The 15,126-nt window shown below is 64.0% G+C and carries 11 protein-coding genes and 1 pseudogene; 2 read left to right on the top strand and 10 right to left on the bottom strand.

The window, feature by feature from the left end:
- Positions 1 to 107 precede the first annotated feature (107 nt).
- The 7 genes from I6B53_RS03740 to I6B53_RS03710 all read right to left on the bottom strand — a co-directional run bounded on the left by I6B53_RS03740 (position 108) and on the right by I6B53_RS03710 (position 9,287).
- The gene (locus I6B53_RS03740) at positions 108 to 2,132 is read right to left on the bottom strand and encodes a glucose PTS transporter subunit IIA (RefSeq protein ID WP_216764919.1); all 2,025 of its coding nucleotides are present in this window, start codon (positions 2,130 to 2,132) and stop codon (positions 108 to 110) included.
- 57 nt (positions 2,133 to 2,189) lie between these two features.
- Complete coding sequence (locus I6B53_RS03735) at positions 2,190 to 3,920, bottom strand: alpha,alpha-phosphotrehalase (RefSeq protein WP_216764918.1); 1,731 nt, start codon at positions 3,918 to 3,920, stop codon at positions 2,190 to 2,192.
- 187 nt (positions 3,921 to 4,107) lie between these two features.
- Positions 4,108 to 5,199, bottom strand: coding sequence for a LacI family DNA-binding transcriptional regulator (locus I6B53_RS03730; protein ID WP_216764917.1), 1,092 nt, complete (start codon positions 5,197 to 5,199; stop codon positions 4,108 to 4,110).
- Between the two features lie 299 nt (positions 5,200 to 5,498).
- The gene (locus I6B53_RS03725; protein ID WP_216764916.1) at positions 5,499 to 6,563 is read right to left on the bottom strand and encodes an LLM class flavin-dependent oxidoreductase; all 1,065 of its coding nucleotides are present in this window, start codon (positions 6,561 to 6,563) and stop codon (positions 5,499 to 5,501) included.
- Between the two features lie 276 nt (positions 6,564 to 6,839).
- Positions 6,840 to 8,093, bottom strand: coding sequence for a chloride channel protein (locus I6B53_RS03720; protein ID WP_216764915.1), 1,254 nt, complete (start codon positions 8,091 to 8,093; stop codon positions 6,840 to 6,842).
- A 43-nt stretch (positions 8,094 to 8,136) separates the two neighbouring features.
- Positions 8,137 to 8,709, bottom strand: a complete 573-nt coding sequence (locus tag I6B53_RS03715) for an ion channel (RefSeq protein ID WP_216764914.1) — start codon at positions 8,707 to 8,709, stop codon at positions 8,137 to 8,139.
- A gap of 20 nt (positions 8,710 to 8,729) precedes the next feature.
- The gene (locus I6B53_RS03710; protein WP_216764913.1) at positions 8,730 to 9,287 is read right to left on the bottom strand and encodes an HdeD family acid-resistance protein; all 558 of its coding nucleotides are present in this window, start codon (positions 9,285 to 9,287) and stop codon (positions 8,730 to 8,732) included.
- A gap of 319 nt (positions 9,288 to 9,606) precedes the next feature.
- Here I6B53_RS03710 and I6B53_RS11285 point away from each other — a divergent pair, with 319 nt between their 5' ends.
- A complete protein-coding gene (locus I6B53_RS11285; RefSeq protein ID WP_216764912.1) occupies positions 9,607 to 9,771 on the top strand; it encodes a helix-turn-helix domain-containing protein in 165 nt (54 codons plus the stop codon).
- A gap of 916 nt (positions 9,772 to 10,687) precedes the next feature.
- Positions 10,688 to 11,700, top strand: a pseudogene (locus I6B53_RS03700) (transposase).
- A 1,153-nt stretch (positions 11,701 to 12,853) separates the two neighbouring features.
- Here the strand turns inward: I6B53_RS03700 and I6B53_RS03695 are convergent.
- The 3 genes from I6B53_RS03695 to I6B53_RS03685 all read right to left on the bottom strand — a co-directional run bounded on the left by I6B53_RS03695 (position 12,854) and on the right by I6B53_RS03685 (position 15,071).
- Complete coding sequence (locus I6B53_RS03695; protein ID WP_216764911.1) at positions 12,854 to 14,131, bottom strand: HEPN domain-containing protein; 1,278 nt, start codon at positions 14,129 to 14,131, stop codon at positions 12,854 to 12,856.
- A gap of 25 nt (positions 14,132 to 14,156) precedes the next feature.
- Positions 14,157 to 14,357: a hypothetical protein gene (locus I6B53_RS03690; RefSeq protein ID WP_216764910.1), complete on the bottom strand. Its 201-nt coding sequence runs from the start codon at positions 14,355 to 14,357 to the stop codon at positions 14,157 to 14,159.
- Positions 14,358 to 14,444: 87 nt separating this feature from the next.
- Positions 14,445 to 15,071: a hypothetical protein gene (locus tag I6B53_RS03685; RefSeq protein WP_216764909.1), complete on the bottom strand. Its 627-nt coding sequence runs from the start codon at positions 15,069 to 15,071 to the stop codon at positions 14,445 to 14,447.
- Positions 15,072 to 15,126 lie beyond the last annotated feature (55 nt).

The raw sequence follows: 15,126 nt of genomic DNA, 5'->3' as shown, positions 1-15,126 counted from the left end.
CCCGCCCAAATGTGGGCAGGGCCCCGGTTCCCCGGGCCCTGCCACGATCGCTGCGGGAGCGGCCCTGGCGGCCTGGACCGCTTCTTGGCTTTCCTCCCGCCGAATCATCACGCTCCGGCCGGCTCCCGCCTGCCCAGTCGGACCTTCTTGACCTCCCTGGCGGTCTCGAAGTCCGTCTCCTTGAAGCCGAACAAGTAGGTGGCGGTGAAGGAGACCAGCAGCGTCGCAAAGGATGCGATCCAGTAGCCCGTGAAGCTACCGTCGATTCCGTTGGGGTTGATGAAGGACGGGAAGCCCACGAAGGCGCCGGGGAAGCCCCACATGTTGACGTCGAAGAGCCCCGTGAGCAGACCACCCACTGCGCCGCCCAAGGACGCGGTCATGAACACGCGGCCGTACTTGAGGTTCAGGCCGTACATGGCCGGCTCGGTGATACCACAGAAGGCGGAAATTGTGGCCGGCCCGGCCAGGGCCTTGATCTTGGAGTTCTTGGTCTTGAGCCAGATGGCCATGGCGCCTCCGCCCTGCGCGATCATCGTGGCCGAGAGGATGGCGTTCAGCGGGGAGGAACCATCGATGGAGATCTGGGAGGCCACCAGCGGGATGACCGCCCAGTGCAGGCCAAAGATGACCAAGCACTGGTAAAGGCCACCGATGATCAAACCTGCCACCGGGTAGTTGAAGGACAGGATGGAGTTGACACCGTCGGCCAGGCCGCCGGAGATGAACATGATGATCGGTCCAAAGACCACCAGCACCAGGGCGGAGACCACGAAGACCTCGATCAGCGGCGCGAAGATGGAGCGCAGCATGAGCGGAATGTACTTCTTCAGCACAGGCTCGATCTTTGCCGCCAGCCATGCGGCGACGATGACCGGGAAGATCGAGTACGCGTAGGCGTTCTCCAACGGCAGCGAGATCGGGATGCCGAAGAACTCAGCATTGAAGACGGTGTTGCCGAAAGTGGCAAACGCGTTGTAATTCTCGGATTTCGGGTTCGACATCGTGACGATGGACGGGAAGACCAACACTCCACCGATGATCGCCACCACGATCGGGTCGGAACCCAACCGCTTTGCGGCCGTGAAGCCGATGATGATCGGCAGGAAGTAGAACATGGACGAGGACATCGCGTCGATGATCGTGTAGGTGCTCGTCCCGGTCTGCACCAGGTTGAATTCGGTGAGCAGAGCCAGGATTCCCTTCAGGATGCCGGAGGCGGCCAACAGGCCCACGACCGGGATCATGGATCCGGTGATCACGCCGATCAGGGAGGAGAAGCCGAACTTCACCCAGCCGAGGATGGTGGTGGGCTTTTCCACCTCCTCCGCCACGTCATCGCCGGCCCCGCCCAGCTGCTTGGTGATCGCCTCGTACACGTCTGCAACTGCCTGCCCGATGACCACCTGGAACTGGCCGCCGGCCTTGGCGACGTCGATGATGTCCAGGCTCTTGAGGTGGCCCTCGTCCGCCAGCGAGTCGTCCTTCAGGTAGAAGCGCACCCGGGTGATGCAGTGGATGACGCTCTTGATGTTGTCCTGACCACCAACTCCCTTGATGATGTCGTACGCCAACAGGTCGAAGCCCTGCAGGCCCGCCCGCGCCGGGTCGTCCTCCTGGGCCGCCGGGCGCGCTGCCGGTGCCGCTTGGGCCTTGGCGGCCTGCGCTGGGCTGACCGCCGCCACCTGGGCACCCAGCTCGGCCTTGCCCTGCTGCAGCTCCAGTTTGCCTCCGTGTTTCTTCTGGTTGGTGAAGACCACCACCGTCATGGTGGACTTCCCGGCCGCTTCAACGGCCGCCAGGTCCATCGTGGCAACCGGGGTGTCTGCCGCGATCACGTCCCCCTTGGCGATTTGGAGCGTGAACGGCGCGCCGTCCAACTCCACCGTGTCGATGCCCATGTGCACCAGGATCTCCACGCCGGACTCGGTCTTCATCCCGAAGGCGTGCTTGGTCCTGGCGACCATGGTGACAGTGCCGGAGACGGGGGCAACCACGGCGCCACCAGTCGGGGCGACACCGAAACCGTCTCCCATCGTCTTTGACGAGAACACCGGGTCTGGGACCTGGTCGATGGGGACGATCTCACCCGCCAGCGGCGAGAGAATCGGTTCATTGTCGGCAGTACTCATCGGGAGCCTCCATGATTGATGTTGGTGAGGGACAAGTTTGATTGGAAAAACGATTGGTCAGATCAGGATTGCAAGGGACTGGTAGGCGCGCAGGCTGACGGCCTGCTGCGCGGGCGAGGCAGCATCGTCGTAGTTGGAAATCAACACCCGACCGCCCACGAACTCGACCGGGACTTCCACCTGCGTGGGCGTGCCGTAGAAGTTGTTCAGCACCAGTAGGCGTTGGCCGTCGTACTCCCGCACGTATGCGAAGACCTGCGGGTGGTCCAGGGCGTAGGGGGCGAAGGTGCCGTACCCGATCAGCGGTAGTTCCTTGCGCAGCCGGATCAGCTTCCGGTAGTAGGGCAGGATTCTGCCGCCGGCCTCCTCGGCCTCCACATTGATGTGCTCTTGGTTGGTGGGGCGCAGCCAAGGGGTGCCGCTGGTGAAACCGGCTGTGGCGGAGGCGTCCCACTGCATCGGGGTACGGGAGTTGTCGCGGGCCTTGGCGTGCACCGTCGCGAAGGCCTCTTCCCGGCTCATCCCACCGGCCACCAGCTCCTCGAAGGCATTGATCGCTTCCACGTCCCGGTATTCCTCGATCGAGGTGTAGTCCGGGTCCGTCATGCCGATTTCCTCTCCCATGTACACGTACGGGGTGCCGCGCATGAGGTGAATGGTGGTTGCCAGCATGGTGGCGCTCTCCACCGGGAAATTGACCACGTCACCGAAGCGGTTGTTCGCGCGCGGCTGGTCGTGGTTGTTCCAGAACAGGGCGTTCCAACCCCCGCCGGCCTGCATGCCCACGCCCCACTCCGACAGCAGCGACTTCAACGCGTCGAAATCGAAGGGGGTGCGCGTCCACTTCTTGCCGTCCAGGTAGTCCACCTTGAGGTGGTGGAAGTTGAAGGCCATGGAGAGGGTACGACTGTCCGGGTTGGAATAGAGGATGCACTTCTCGATGGAGGTGGAAGACATCTCCCCCACGGTGATGCTGTGCGGATCCTGCCCGAAGCTTGCCGCCGCCAGCTCGCGCAGGAAGGGCACCACCGCTTCGCCGTCCGTGTACATGGCGCGGTCGTCCGTACCCGCCGGGGCGGAGGGAAGATCCTGCGGCTTGCCGATCAGGTTGATCACGTCGAAGCGGAACCCGTGAACGCCCTTGTCCAGCCAGAACTTCACCACGGCGGCCATCTCCTGGCGCACGCGAGGGTTGTGCCAGTTCAAGTCGGCCTGGGTCACGTCAAAAAGGTGCAGGTAGTAAAGGTCAGGGTTGCCGGCGTCCGGCCCGGCGGCGTTCAGCGCGAAGCCGTTTTCGGCCGCCCCCTCCGGCGTGATGCCCATGCCGGCGTACTGGGCGGTGAACGGCGCCCAAGCGTTGCCACCAAACTTCGAGACCCAGTTGTTGGGCAGCTCTCCGCCAGGCCCGGCCGGACGCAGGTAGTAGAAGTCCTGGTACTCCTTCTCCCCGGCCAGGGCCCTCTGGAACCATTCATGCTGGGTGGAGGTGTGGTTCAACACCATGTCCAGCATCACACCGACTCCGTGGGAACCCAGTGCGGCCACCAGCTCCTCGAAGTCCTCCATCGTGCCCAACGAGGGGTTGATCGCCCGGTAGTCCGCAATGTCGTAGCCATTGTCCCGCTGCGGCGAGACGAAGAACGGGTTGAACCACACCATGTCCACGCCGAGTGAGGCAATGTAGGGCACCTTTTCGATGATGCCGCGCAGGTCCCCCACGCCTGAGCCTGTCGAGTCTCGAAAAGAGCGCGGGTAGATCTGGTAGATCGTCTTGTCTTGGAAGCTCATCGTCAGCCTTTCACCGCCGGCCAACCGCCACCCCCACGGAGCGGTTCGTGATTTGCACAGTATTTGGCCCCAGCGTTCCCGGCAGGCGTTTGCGGACCTTGTTGCGCAGTTGCGTGGAGCTGTTGCGTTGCCCGCAGGTCGTCCGGCAGCGCCTCCCAACCAGCGGGGGTGGCGGAACTGGACGGAACTAGACGGAAAAGCGGCGCGTGCTGCCGCGCACCACCAAGCGGGTGGGCAGGGTGACCGGCGCCGGCGAGGGGCCGGAGGGGGCGGCCAGAATCTGCAGGGCGAGTTCGGCGGCCCGCTGCCCCTGTTCGCGAGCCGGCTGCGCAATCGTGGTCAATCCCATCATTGAAGCCACAGGGTGGCCATCCACCCCGATCACGGAGATGTCGCCCGGAATGTCCACGCCCACCTGCCGGAAGGTGGCGATCATGTCTGCGGCGATCTCGTCGGAAGAGCAGATGACACCTTGGGGCAGCTCCTCGCTGGCAAGCAGCAGTTCTGTGGCCGCCCGGCCAGGCTTGCTGCTGTAAGGGGCCTGCACGAACCGTGGCCTGAGCCCGGCCTTCTCCATCGCCTGCCTGTAGCCCACGCCGCGCCGGCGCGTGGCCACGCCGTAGGTGCCCTCGTGGTCAAGGAAACCGGCGTAGGCGATCGAGGTCAGGCCGACGTTGCGCAGGTAGTTGGTGGCCATGTGGCCGACGGCGATGTCGTCGATGCCGACGCTTGCCACGCCCTCGACCACGGTGCCGGCAATGACCACCGCCACCGGCAGCTCCTTCAGGGCCTGCACGGGAATGTCTCGTGGGGCCGGTACCAGGATGACCAGGTCGATCTCATCCGCCAAGTGCGGGTCCGCCAGGAAGGCGGCGCGAGTTGAATCAGACAGCCCCTGCTTGACACGCAAGGAGACGTCCAGCGGACCGAGAACGTCGTGTATGCCAGCCAGGATCGAACCGAAAACCCAGCGATCGGACTCCGGGACCACCGCCGTGATCCGCGCGGGGCGTGCCCCCGGGCCAAGCCAACGGGAGTCGAGGGGCACGCCGGACACCGGGCGGGCTGGCGGCGGGCCACCGGCGGCCAGACCCGCCGAGGTCGAGGCAGTAGCAGGTGCCGTCAGATAGCCGAGCCGACGGGCAATGGCAAGGATTTCTTCACGTTTTTGGGCTGAAACTCCGGGGGCACCGCTGAGCGCCCGTGAGACCGTGGAGACGGCGACGCCAGCGGCTGCGGCGATGTCAGCCATTGCCACGTTGCTCTCGGTCTGCGCCATGGCGATACCATCTCACGCGGGGGTGCGGCGAGCAACCAAATTGGTGGCAGGCGCCGGCAGAGGTGTGCCGACCCGTCCCGGGTGTTGGCGGCCCCGGTTTTGTCGATGATTGGCGGCACTGATCGAGAAGGCCGCGGGCATGCGGGTTCGAATCCGAATTCACGAGGGCGGCGCCAAGCGCGGGACCCGGATGGCAGCACCCTCCAAGTGCTTCCAAATTGCCGAACCTTGCCGATGTGCATTGAGCCCATGCAATACGGGTTTGCACATCGGCAAGGTTCAGTACGGGGCAGCGGACCTCAGTCCACCGGATGGCCGGTGACGGGCCCCTCTGTGTTGGGCTTCCAGCCCAGTGCCGGGGCGACGTGCTCGGCGAAGGCCTGCAGGACGTGGACGTTGTAGTCCACCCCGAGTTGGCTGGGAATGGTGAGCATGAGCGTGTCGGCGGCTTTGATGGCCTCGTCCTTGGACAGCTCCTCGATGAGCACGTCTGGCTCGGCGGCGTAGGTGCGCCCGAAGGTGGAGTGCAGGCCGTCGATGATGCCGTAGTGGTCCTGGTCGTCACCTGCGCGCAGGCCGAAGAGCTGTGCGTCGGCTTGGGAGACGATGGGGAAGATGGAGCGCGAGACGCTCACGCGTGGACTCCAGTCGTGGCCGGCCTCCTTCCAGGCTGCCCGGTAGCGCTGAATCTGCTCGGCCTGCAGGTCGGAGAAGCTCTTGCCGGTGACTTCGGTCAGCAGGGTGGAGCTCATGAGGTTGAGCCCTTGGCGTGCCGTCCACTCGGCGGTTTCACGTGTGGCCGCACCCCACCACAGGCGCCGGTCGACGCCTGGCGAGTGCGGCTCGACGCGCAGGCGCGGGAGCTCGCCGGGGATCATGGCGTTGCCCGGGTCGAGTTCGGCCTGCGGGACGCCGCGCACGGCCTCCAGGAACTTGGCGGCATGGGCACGGGCGATGTCGGCTCCACGCGGGTCCTTGGAACCGGTGTACCCGAAGGCCTCCCAGCCGCGCTTGGCCTGCTCCGGGGAGCCGCGGGAGATTCCGATGGCGATGCGCTGGTCGGCGAGCAGGTCGAGGGCGGCGACCTCCTCGGCCATGTACAGGGGGTTCTCGTAGCGCATGTCGATCACGCCGGTGCCGACCTCGATGCGCGAGGTCCGGGCTGCCGCCGTCGCCAGGAGCGGGAAGGGCGAGGCGGCCTGGCGGGCGAAGTGGTGCACGCGCCAGTAGGCGCCGTTGACGCCGATCTCGTCGGCACCCACGGCGATCTCGACCGCGTCCTTGAGTGCCTGTCCCGCGTCAGGGTCGCCGGGGCCCCGGCCGTGTCCGTAGTGTCCGAAACTGAGGAATCCAAATGCCTTCATGCAAGATTCAACTACCTGTCTCGGCCGATGATTCCCTTCCTCCATTTGATGCTCGTCACATGGAAGGCTCCCGTGTCGAGGCTGCCGACCCCGCGGGGCGGTTGACGGGGGCCACATGCCACGACTTGTCTCCCGTTGAGCAGCGCGCACTCGGATGCGATCAGGCGCTGGCCGCCCGAACGTTCCAGGGCACCCCGTTTACCGGCTCACCCAAAGCCGCCGAGAGGGACCCTGGCCCCTACCCGATGCCTTCACGACTCCCCGGCCGAAAGACTGCTAGTGATCTGCGCTCTGACTGCCGTGTCCGACCGCCAGGAGGCGCTCAGGCAGTGCCTTGAGCACCAGGACTGCCACGACGCAGGCCACGGCCAAACCCAGCACCGTGACATCGGGTACCAGGAACCACAGAAGCACGAAGACGGCCATGGGCTTGCGCAGGGCCACCGTGGTGGCCGCTGCCATGCCGGCCACCATCGCCGTCTGCATGTCGAGCAAGGGAAGAAGCGCGAGGGTGGCAGCGCCCGCGCTGGCACCGGCGAACATGAGGGGGAAGAAGTCCCCTCCTCGCCATCCGGCAGAAAGACTGAGCGCGGTGGCCACCACTTTGCCCAGGCCCAGCAGCACCAGTGGGACCCACGCCCCGGCCTCGGCGTGGGAGAGGAGCACCCCGAAGTCGTCATGACCCGAGAAGCGCAGCACCGGCCATGCGCCCAACAACACTGCAAGCAGGGCCGAGCCGACAAGGGTCTGCACACGCGGGGATCCAAGTTTGGACACCAGCCTTCCCAACCAATGTCGCACCAGCAGATAGAGCACCGCCAGCCCCGCCCCCACTGCGGCGGGGATGGCTGCCAGCAAACCGGGCAGCGTGGCCACATCGGGTCCGGGCAGTTCCAAGGGGTGGGATTCCAACCCCAGCACGCGCGAGGTCAGGATGAACGCCACGAATCCGGCCAAGGAGGCGCCAAAGACCGACAAGCGCCCCATGGATGGGCTTTCCTGACGGTAGACCGCGCCCACGGGTGGCGCACCATAGAAGCCTGAGAGCACCGCAGCGTTGCCGGCCTCGGCGATGAGCGCGGCCTCGGCGCGGGTCCGGGCGATCCGGTGCTTGATGATGACGGAGAATTCGGTGACCACCGCCAGGAGACCTGCTTCGGGGCCGATGGCCCCTCCGAAGCCGATCGCGATGACGGCCGACATGGCCAGGACTGCGATCCTGCGCCATTGCCCGGAGGCAGGCCCTTGGGGATCAAGTTGATCGTCCAGATCCGCTTCCACGGAGTAGTTGCGCAGGAGGGCGATGAGGACGCCACCGAGCATGACCACGACCACGGTGTACCACCACGCACGGTTGTGATCCCAGATGAGGTGTTGCAGGGTCTTCATGAGGAAGAAGGTGACGCCGGCAACCGCTCCTGCAATGAATCCGTAGCCAACGGCGATGCCGTGGATGCGCGCCGACAACTTCGCTCCCTCCGGACCCCGTTCCGCATCCATCGGCGCCCCTGCGTTCAGCCCAGCAGCCATTGTCAGACCCCAATCACTCGCATTGATTCCCGCGCCCGGCAGGTCACCCGCCGATGCCTCGTCCTGTGCTTTCGCGGCCTTCCACCGAGTTTCCAGCGTTGCCCGGCCCACTCAGCCCTTCATCGGCACCGTCCCGTGATCCATCTTCCCCGCGGGAGGCGGCCTGTCGGGCCCGGCGCAGGTTGTCTGAAACCGCCGCAGCCAAGGCACCCAGAAAGACGACATCAAAAATGATCATGGTCGTCACCAAGGCCCGCGCAGTCTGACCCACAGGGTGGATGTCCCCGTACCCGACGGTCGAAATGGTCGTGATGGTGAAGTAGAGGGCATCGGTGCGTGTCTCCAGGCCGACGAATTGCCCCGGCTGGTGCACTGACACGGCGTAACAGGTCAGGGCCAGTAGCGCCACGGCGGCGATGAAGACGGTGACAAGCCTGCCGATTCTCTCGGAGTGGTAGCGCAGTTGGCGGACAACCACCGCAGCCAGTCCCACGAGGAGCACCACTGACAGGCCACTGCGCAGGGGTAGGTCCTCACCGGGGTGCACCGGCAGCACATAGAAGGCTCCGATGATGAGAATTGCTACGACCAGATGTTCGACCGGGTGTCGGAACATTACGTCCGAGCCCCTGGACGTCAGGCCACTTCGGGCGATTGCTTTGCCATCGAGCGCACACGAAAGCCCGCAACGACCAACGTGATGCCCCAAGCCACTGCCATGAGTCCCAGGAGCCAGGTCAGGGTCAGCAGCGCCTCGGCAGGATTGGCCAGGACGACGAGGCCGGCCAGGAACCACAGCACGCCACCGAGCGCCAAGAGGACCTTGTCCACCATGGCCTTGGGAGCAAATGCGGTCACCAGTTCAGTGACGCCGCGAGCAAGCAGGAAGATGCCAAGGATCCATGCCGATACGGCCAAGCCGATACCTGGACTCGCCATGACGGCGACACCCGCAATTGATCCCAGGATTCCAGAGACCAAGTACCAGCCCCTGGCACTGCGGTCCCTGAAGGCCATGACCAGTGAACTGATCCCGTCCATGAGCGCGTAGGCACCCCAGATGATGGCAAAGGTCATTGCGGAGACTCCCGGCCACAGTGCGAGCACCAGCCCCCACAGCACCCCGAGGACACCCATGGTGATCAGAGCAGTGGAGGAACGCCCCACCATCCCCTCAAGTGACGACGAACCCATGAGAAAACCACCTTCACCAGCACAAACGGACACACTGTCAGATAATTGTAACATGCCTGCCATGCCTCGCCCCGAGCACGCGTGTCGCGACATGGCTGCCGGCACACAGGCGCGCCGAACACTCACACCATTCCACACCTCGACGACATGTGGGCTCAAGACAATTGCCGCCATCGCATGGGATGAACTGCGTGGCATCGATCCCGGTGGGCAGATTCTGGCGCCACGAGGGCGCACTCCTCGAGGGCCGAGATGGCGGCGGCGTAGCGTCGAAGCAACACTCCCTGTTGGTGGGGTCTGACCGGGTAGGGAGGTATCCATGTGGCGTGTGTCGTTGTCATTGAGTGACAGGGCAGCGATCGGGACGGGGACGAAAGCAGGCCTGTCGTTTCATCAGATTGCTTGGTACCTGGGTCGGTGCCCGTCGGTGATCTCCAGGCAGATCCGCCGAAATACGACAAGAACGTGGGGCGTTAGGTCGTGAGCGCGGAGGCGGCCGCACAACGCCGCCGGGCCCGGCCCCAGCCACACAAGGTTACTGCCGGCTCGGCACTCAAAGCACGGGCGGGAATGGACCTTGCGGCACCATGTCCCCCGAACCAGATCGCAGACCACTTGCCTCTGGAGACGGCAGACCTGAGGGGGAATGTACGGCGACTTCTCCCAATGCGCAAGGCCGGAGCATCTGCGGCGAAACGATTTACCAGTACATCTACGCGATCCCACGTGCCGCACTCGCCTGTCGAGAGATTTTCTGCCCTCCAATACTCACCCGCCACCGACCCTGCACCTTTGGCTGCACCCGGGGCGGGCCGACCATCGCCCTGCGCCCATTGATCGAATGCGGCCCCAAGACCCACGGGGCGGCGGGTTCCTGGAGATTGGGAAGGAAATCCCATCATCGCCAACAACGCTGCCTTGTGCGCCTCGACCGGTGCAACAGGTCAGTGGATTCGCCGGGCTGGTCACTCTGACCTCCACGCACGCCGGCCCCACCGCCGACACGGTGATTGCGCACTTCAACAAGCTACCAAAGACGCAGCGAGCAAGTATGGCCCGGGATCAAGGCACCAAGACAGCCCACCACGCCAAGATCATCCCGGCCACACATACCGGGTCCATCTCGCCACTTCTCACTTGCCCTGGAAGCAACCCAGCAACGAGAACACCGCCCGTGACCTTGTTGGTGGTTCTGGATGGTCCGGTGCCCGGTCAGTGGTCGTGGGCATGATGTCTTGCCCCTGTCCATGGATGATCCGGGGGTGTTGTCACCCGCGACCACGGGCGCTGGTGACCGCTGATTGGGGGAACGGCCGACTCTTGTGGGTTGGGGTCTTGGGTGACGTGGGTGCGGGACAGGTACGCCCTCTCACTGGCCATTGACCGCCAGGGAGGCGCCCATGGAGGTGGGAGACATCGAGGTCTTCGTCGGTATCGATGTCGGCCAGGCCGAGCACTGGGCCACGGCTTTGACCCAGGGCCGAAAGAAGCTGTTGGACATGGCCCTGCCCAACCACGAGGCCCGCCTGGGCGAGGTCTACGAAGGCCGCCCGGACCATGCCCCACACCCTGAGAGCCATCAATGCCACCGACGAGGACGCCGCGCTGAGGGTGCTCACCGGCTTCGATCGGGACCTGGCCCGCCAAGTCAACCAAGTTTCCAACCGTATCCGAGGCCCATGTGCACCCAAATCCATCCCTCTGTCGAAGGGGTGCTGGGCCCTTGGTTGGAGCACGATGGCGTGCTGGAGATGATCGCCACCTGGTCGACCCCGGCGGCGTTGAGGAAGGCAGGTAGGGTCCGGATCGATGCCAAACTCAAGGCCAACGGGTGCTGGCGCCATGCCGCCTGGGCCCAGGCCATCGTCCAGTCCCTGAGCAAGCAGAGCGTCACCGTCGCGGGGACTGACGCTGCCAGTGTCGTCCCGCCGCACCTGGCGCGCCAGCTCATCGCCCTGCACACCCAGAGAGCCGATGTCGCCGTCCAGGTCGAGGCTCTGGTGGAGGCCCACACTCTCTTGCCCGGTCATGACCTCAATGCCCGGGGGCGGGTCAGGACCGCCGTCACCTACCTGGCCGAGACCCTGGGCAAGACCCTCACCACGGGCGCCTGGCCTCCTACGCAGTCCTGGCACCCGTCACACGCCGCTCGGGCACATCGCTCCGCGGCGAGCACGTCTCTCATGGTGGCAACAAGCGCCTCAAACGGGCCATGTTCCTCTCAGCCTTCGCTTCCCTCCACGCCGACCCGGTCTCCAGGGCCTGCCACGAACGCAAGAGAACACAAGGCAAACACCACAACCAAGCCATCCTCGCCCTGGCAGACCGCCGAATCCCCACCCTGCACGCCAAGATCCGCAACACCACCCTCTACAACCCACAACCAACCCAACCACCAACCACCGCCGCTTGACACACCACACAGGAGCGCCCCCCTTCGCGGGGTCAGCTTGGACGGCCTTGATCTTCTCCCATACCACGTCATCCGACAACACTCGTGCCAAGGGGTGACGCTTGCGAGCCGCCGAGTCAGCGGATGAGGCGATCTTGCAGCCACGCACGGTGAACACCTCACAGATCGGTGTGAGCCCGAATCCGACCCTGTGCTCTTCGATGAAGGCCACCAGCATGACAGCCGCGAGTCGAGTTTCCGCCGCGTGTGAAACTTGAAGCCGCCAACAAGATCCCGTTGACGCGCTTTGGCTCCCGGTCCTCGGCCTCCAACGCCTTGATACGAGCCGACTCGCTGGTGGTGGTCACACCAAGGAGCCCGGCCAGAATCTATACAAGCCAGCTTGACCCATCTGCGCAGCACGTCTGGATCCACCCCGACCCGCCGCCCAACCCTGATCACAGCCCGGTTCATCAACAAGCAAGGGACCCTCCCTCAAAGCCTCCAGAAACAGCCCAAGCGCCCACTCTCGCAACCCCGGCAAGTACGTCCCAAGAACCGACACGATCCATCCCCCTCCCACCGAATCAAACCCACCACCAAACCCAGCGCGGCTCACGATAAAAGGGGCATCCTCAGACGTCAGCCCCGTGCAGAACTCCACTGCGTGACATGATGACCATGAGCACCCGTCGAAACAGTTCAAATCCAAGTATTTGCGCAGATGAGACTATAATTCTCCGCAAGCGCTGAACCGTGACTCACCAGACGGAACGACAGAATCACCGCGCGCGGCCCTGAGGGCCGGTATGGAAGGTCGACGCCGGGCAAATCCCGTACTCATGACCGACACGGCGGCGGAGATCAAGTTGGCTGGGGAAGCCATAACTCCGAGCTACGAAGGGCGAAAAGATCACCCGAAACAGCGAGCATGTATTCGTGAAGCAGTTCTACCACTCGCACTCGAGATGCTCTGGCGCTTCGACGAGTACCGGGATCCATTCGGGGTCAAACTCATCTGCCATGCCATCAGACCAGCAGTCGAAGGGCTCCTCACCCCAGCCCGGAGCGCCGCCGTCGATCGCACGCCGTCAAGTCCGCCGGACCGAGCGACGACCCACCTCCTGCAGGAGGTTGCCTGACTATGTGCAGATGACGACGGCCTCTGCGTAACTCAGGAGTTGGGCTCTGGATCGCACGCTTCCCGGCAGACCGCCCGCAACTGCGGGTGCTCCCGTACGATCTGGCGCTGCCGTTCTGCCGGCAGCCCAAGCTCGTGCAGGACGTTGAGGATCACGACCGCAGTCGTAGCCTCGACGATGGCGATCAACTCGTCGATGGAATGCTTGGGCGTCCTGCCCTCGTGTGCAAGATCATTGCGGGCTTGTGTCGTCCGTCCCGCCCAATGATCAATGTCTGGCACAAGCTGCGCGATCGCGTCCCGATCAGGTCGAGCAGCGAGAGCGCGAAGCCGGTCCCGGAGCTTCGGATCGTTTCGAATCATCTCCTTCAATCTTCCGCGATGCATCTCGGGCACCACGTCAAGCATCGCGTCGCGCATCTCCGTGAACTCCTCCTCTGGGAACGGCTTCTCATCAATACCGAGGCTCCGGTGCAAGACCTCGGCAGCCCCCACCGCCATCAGGAGGTTGTTCTCGACGAAGAGCGCCGGTGCGTAGCGCAGACCCAGGATCATGTTGATCGCTGCCTGCAGTCGGTCATAGACCTTGCACCAGCGCGGCACAATCTCCTCGAACGGAAGCTCCTCGCAGGTGAAGAACACGTGGTGGAGGTCAACAGCCTTCGCGTCGTGCTTGCCGAGCACTGCAGGCGAGCCGAGCACTGCAGGCGAACAGAGTACGTTACAGAGTACGTTGGCGCGCCGACGCGGCAAAGGCTGACCATCCGGCGAGACCGACTCGGTCCCGGCAACCTCCAACCGGAGCCAGATCACGCCAGCGGCGCGGTGCGTTGCCAGCGCGATCAGGTCCCGTATCAGTCTCGCCGCCTTCAGCGCGTCACTCAGGGCGAACGGCCCGGCCGGGCACACGCGGATGAAGACGGTGTCGCGCACGCTAGCGACAGTTCCGCCTTTGCGACCGTCAAAAGGCGACCAAGTGTTAGTGTGCATGAGGTGGTACTCTGCGCCATCGACTGTCACCGCCTGCACCTCGACGGGTTTCACCAAGATGCTCCCAGTCCCGTCGATCTTGTCCTCGGAAATGCCGAAGGAAGCCCCGAAGCTGGACGATGTAGCCCACAGGTTCAAATCTTCGACTGAGACCTCGGCCGCCGCGAACGCTTCGCCCTCTTCTCCGCTGACATGTTTGCCGATGATCACCATCATAGCCATCACCGTCTGCGTATCGGGGCTCCCGTCCTGTGGGAATATGGCTCGCTTGCTATGGAGGGAGTCGCAGACCAGAAGAGTAACTTCACATTGCTCGGCCATGCCGTGGATGACATCCCACGTCCTGCTACCCCCGTGGTACACCGTCCCCCCCGGAGGCGAGATTAGAAGTGATGTCGTCCTCAAATGCACCGATCAGCGAGAGCGAGATGTTGCCCTCACCGTCGTACCGCAGGAATCCTGGGACCTTCTTGTCAGGGTCGTCCGGCAGCCACCACAGGCCACGCCACTCGACGGCTTCATCGAGATTCAGAGGACCTTTTTTCATCGCTCTCCAAAAGTTACTATTTCTTCCCACCAGACGTCAGCCCTGTACGGACTCGACGCCGTTCCGGCTGGCGCCTCATCCCGCTGGTCATGCCTCAGCATTCTCGGCCGGATCAACCTCATACCAGTGCTTGGGATTCCGCCCGCACTCAAGAGCAGGAACACGCTCTGTTACCTCGCGCCGCCTCTTACCGTTCGCATCGACAGAGTCTGTCCACTCTGTCGGCTTGTTGTAGTAGCGCATCTTCCCACCGCACTGAGGGCAAGCCCCTGTCCGAATCTTCTCCAGCGTGATACGACGCCCCACACCGCTCAACGCCCATCCCAGAAAGAGTGGCCGCCGCAACTGGAATTTCGTCAATCGACGAAGCGACATGACCGAGACAAACATCAGGAATATAGCGATGAAGACCCAAAACCACCAATGCTGCCCACCCCTTGGCTCTGATAGATCAAGCCCCATTCTGAACAGTTGAAAAACGGGTCGCAACACCTTCCAGAGCGGGAAAACCCCTACCAACCCCAATACCAGACCCAGCCATGAAAGGACTCCTTGAGTGAAAGGACTGCGCCACTTCGGAACTGCCTCATATGTGGCCGATGGCGGAGCGCTTGGCGCGGCATTGAGCACCACGTCACGCCCGGCTTGGAAAATGCCGCCGTAGACATCCCCGCTTCCAGCAATCACGGAGTGCCCAGAAACGCCAGCCAGCATAGCTCCACATTCCCCACAGAACTTCTGCTGCGACTCAGTAGGCTGCCCACAAGCG

Origin of the sequence: Schaalia sp. 19OD2882 (assembly GCF_018986735.1) — a bacterium.
Classification (GTDB): Bacteria; Actinomycetota; Actinomycetes; order Actinomycetales; family Actinomycetaceae; genus Pauljensenia.
The sequence above is the reverse complement of the archived record's forward strand: the minus strand, read 5'-3'. Positions and strand labels throughout refer to the sequence as shown.